We start from the raw sequence: 3,912 nt of genomic DNA, 5'->3' as shown, positions 1-3,912 counted from the left end.
ACGACGCGACGGTACTGATGAGCAGGAAGCATTTCGCAATACAGAACTCGGGCGGGCAGGCAAGGTCCTTCGCGCAGCAGGGAGGATGAGATTTGGTCGCGCCCTTAATCTTCGACGCACAGTCGTGCGTGGCCGCGGCGACAGGATCGCTTGTCGCTTCTGGGTGAAGCTGCGCGCCGGCAGTCCCCGTCCCATTGGGCGTCATTGACCTCGCCCAAGCAGCACCGATCGGCGCGACAGCGATCGCGACCGCAACCAGGGTAGAGAGAATTGCGCGTGACCAGATCAATTCGCGGGCCTCCCAGCGGGACAGAAAAGCATCGCCCGGAACCGATCAACACAATTTCCCGTCATCGCACGATTGGTAGCAACCGACAATCTGCGGTTACTTCCGCTGCTATCTACATGACTGCTATGGTGCAGGTTTCTCTGACGGCGCTGACGCTCGGATGCCCCGCGCGCTGCCGTGCGGCGTCGGAGAAGCGCCAAGGCACGAAGTCGCGGGAAGTGGGCACGCGGGTGCAGCAGCGCTATGGCGATTTGATCGGAGCGCAGTCGTTGTTGGTGGCCTCGCCGCTGCCATATACGGTGAGGCGAGGATGGCATCGGCACGGATCAGGGCGTGACTGAAGCCGAAGTCGGCACCCTCTGCACATCCCGGCACGGCATTTTCGCTGCCGATCGATTGGTCCAGGCCAAGCGGCATCGTTGCCGGCGCAGGACCAGCAGTATGGATCGGCATTGCTCATGGCTCGGTGCCGTGCGTTGGTCATGAAGTGTCGATCCTGATCGGCGCCGGTGCCGGGGTCGGCCGCCAACTGGGCTCGCAGCCCTTCGCGAACACCTCGATGACGATCATGCGGCCACCGCAGCGCGGGCACGGGCACGGCAGCACACGCGGCTCGTCCGGGGCGGCGGGCTTCTCCTCAGGCTCGACGACGCGGGGCGCGGCCGCGAGCAGCTCGCGCGCCTTGGCGATGCTCTCGGCGCGGTTGGTGTTGGCGAGCAGGCCGTAGTGGCGGATGCGGTGGAAGCCCTTCGGCAGCACATGGATCAGGAAGCGCCGGATGAACTCGTGCGGGTGCAAGCTCATTGTCTTCCAGCGCTCGGGCCCGGTAATGCGATAGTCCTTCCAGCGGAACGCAATGGAGCCGTCGTCGGCGGATACCAGCCGGCGGTTCGAGATCGCCACGCGATGCGTGTAGCGCGACAGGTAGCGCAGCACCTGCTCAGGGCCGGCGAACGGCGCCTTGACGTAGACGATCCATTCAGTCCGGCGCAGCGGCGCCAGAACCCGCTTGAACGTCTTGATGTCGCCGAGCGAGGTGAGATGGCCCGAGAACCGCAATCGGCCCTCGTCGTGCGCCTCGGCCAGCATCGCCAGCATGCGACCCCGGAACAGCCGCGACAGAACCTCCACGCGAGCAAGGAAGCGCGGCCGTGCCGATATCCACCGCGTGCCGTCTTGCGACAGCCCGCCGCCCGGCACGATCATGTGCACGTGCGGGTGGTGCGTCAGCGCCGAGCCCCAGGTATGAAGCACGGCGGTGATGCCGATCTTCGCGCCGAGACGCTTGGGATCGGCCGCGATGGTGATCGTGGTCTCGGCCGCCGCCTTAATCAGGAGATCGTAGACGACACGCTTGTTCTGCCAGGCGATGTCGCGCAGCGGCGCCGGCAGCGTGTAGACGACATGGAAGTAGCCGACGGGGAGCAACTCGGCCTCGCGCTCAGCAAGCCACTTCCGCGCTGCTGCTCCCTGGCACTTGGGACAGTGCCTATTGCGGCAGCTGTTGAAGGCGATGACGGTGTGCCCGCACGCGCCGTTCTCGCAGCGTGCAACATGGCCGCCGAGCGCCACCGTGCGGCAGCGCTCGATCGCACTCATCACCTTCATCTGGTCGAGACTGACGTGACCCGCGTTGGCGGCACGCCACGCAGGACCGTGGTCGCGGAAGATATCCGCGACCTCCAAGGCTGGACGGATCACGAGATCGGCGCTACTTCGCCGGACCCTTGTCTTTCTTCTCCGGCCGCTTGCCGCTCAGTCGATCGAGCGGGCTCTCGACCGCCGAGATCAGACCGGTGGCGACACGCGCATACCGCGCCGTCGTTTCCAATTTGTCGTGGCCGAGCAAAGCCTGGATCGTTCTGATATCGACCCCGCGATCGTAGAGATGCGTCGCAAAGCTGTGCCGCAGCGAATGCACATTGACTGCCTTCTTGATGCCGGCCGCCTTGCGCACCTTATGGAAGATGTTGTTGAGCTGATGGGTCGAGAGTGCAGTGCCCTTCCGGCGGCCGGGAAACAGCAGACGCTCCTCGACCGGGACGCCGGCGTCGGCATGCTTCGGGCGGATTTTCCACCATTCACGCAGCAGCGCGAGCGTCTCCGGCGACAGCATGACGAGGCGATCCTTGCGCCCCTTCGATTGCTGGACATGGATGATCATCTGCGCGCTGTCGATATGCTTGACCTTGAGCCGCAACACCTCGCCCGCACGCAAGCCCGCGCCATAACCCAGCCCCAGCAGCAAGCGGTTCCGGATCGTGTCGGCCATCGCCAGCAGGCGCTTGGTCTCGTCCTGATTGAGAATCAGCGGGACCTTCTGCGGCTCCTTCAGATGGTAGATCTCGAACGCGAGGTCGTGTCGGCGCAGCGTTACGCGGAATAGAAAACGCAGACCCGTCATCGTCTGATTGCGTGTCGACGTGCCGACGCCTGCCTCGGCAAGGTGCAACTGGAACTGTCGAAGATCCTCGGTAGTCGCCGTATCGGGTGAGCGTTGCAGCCAAGCCGCAAAACGTCGGTAGGCCCGAAGGTGGTTCTTCTGGCTGGCGGGCCCGTGATTGCGCGCCGTCATGTCCTCGATCATGCGCTGGCGTAGCGTGTCGGTCGTGATAGTGTCGGTCATGGGGAGTTCCATCCTGAGTGAGGTTTACGAACACCTCGATCCTCAGGACGGTGCTTCCCGCCCGTTACCGCCAACCTCTCAGATAGTTACTCCACCCTCGATACTCGCCCCCGCAATGCGGGCTGTCGCGTAGCGACTTTGTGCCTTGACCCCGAGCCGAACTCGCCGCCGCGTTAGTGGACGTCCGCTGCGGAGGGTGAAGCGGGCGAGTGCTGCTGGTGGGCCAACCGATGCGATTGACCCGCTGCAGACATTGATGCTGCTCAGTAGCTCGCGCAGTCGGCGACGCTCGGCAGAGAAAGCGGAACTCGTGTCATCCGGATGAGGAGCCGATGCCTACTCGCAAGTGATGTCCGCTCATACTCCTCGATCACCCAACTTACCGCTAGCCGGTGCTGGAAGCCGAGCAGATTGAATGCCATCCGGTCGGTGTTGACGCCTTAGCGATCACTTTGCGGCGACTATGAAGTAGTCTCGGGTGATCATCTCGCTACTGACGCTCACCGTCTGATCGTTGAGGACGTCAATCCCTACCGTGCAGAATCCTGCACGTGTGCAAAGGGCGGTAAGCTCCGCGGCATCATAAAACCGGAAGCCGTATCGAAAGTGCTCCCGGTTCTTGGTGCTCCACGGCGCTATCGCACCCAGTACTAGGCACCCTCCTTCGCGAAGGACGCGCCGGATCTCGATGAGATCAACGACAGGGTCGTCACAGAAATAGATGGTGTTGAGAGCCAGAGCCTTGTCGAATGAACCGGGCGAAAAGGGAAGCGCAGAACTCGACGCATGGCGCAACGTCACCTGACCATTTTCGATCGGCACGGCGTTTCGCGAAGCAGCCTCAGCGATCATCGTCTCCGAGACTTCGACGCCTGCGTAGACAAGACCGGGTGCACCCGAGAGCAACCGACTTATCTCGTGTCCGTTTCCGAATCCGATCTCAAGGATGCGCTCCTGCTCTTGGACTGCGAGCTTGGCGAGCGCTGCAGTGTAGAGG

At 63.2% G+C, this 3,912-nt stretch carries 4 protein-coding genes; all 4 read right to left on the bottom strand.

Annotation, left to right across the window (positions count from 1 at the left end; genetic code table 11):
* Positions 1–289, bottom strand: a 289-nt coding sequence (locus ACSLE4_RS02290) for a hypothetical protein (RefSeq protein WP_435902877.1), incomplete at its 3' end; no start/stop codon positions are given.
* A gap of 480 nt (positions 290–769) precedes the next feature.
* The gene (locus tag ACSLE4_RS02285) at positions 770–1,990 is read right to left on the bottom strand and encodes an IS91 family transposase (RefSeq protein ID WP_435902876.1); all 1,221 of its coding nucleotides are present in this window, start codon (positions 1,988–1,990) and stop codon (positions 770–772) included.
* Between the two features lie 10 nt (positions 1,991–2,000).
* Positions 2,001–2,915 carry a tyrosine-type recombinase/integrase gene (locus ACSLE4_RS02280; RefSeq protein WP_435902875.1) on the bottom strand — a complete coding sequence of 305 codons (915 nt, stop codon included), beginning with the start codon at positions 2,913–2,915 and terminating at the stop codon, positions 2,001–2,003.
* A gap of 447 nt (positions 2,916–3,362) precedes the next feature.
* The coding region (locus ACSLE4_RS02275) for a class I SAM-dependent methyltransferase (RefSeq protein WP_435902874.1) at positions 3,363–3,912 on the bottom strand (550 nt) is incomplete at its 5' end.

Source organism: Methyloceanibacter sp., from assembly GCF_051306395.1.
In the GTDB taxonomy this organism is placed as follows: domain Bacteria; phylum Pseudomonadota; class Alphaproteobacteria; order Rhizobiales; family Methyloligellaceae; genus Methyloceanibacter.
Note: the sequence above shows the minus strand (reverse complement) of the source record. Positions and strands in the feature narration are given on the sequence as shown.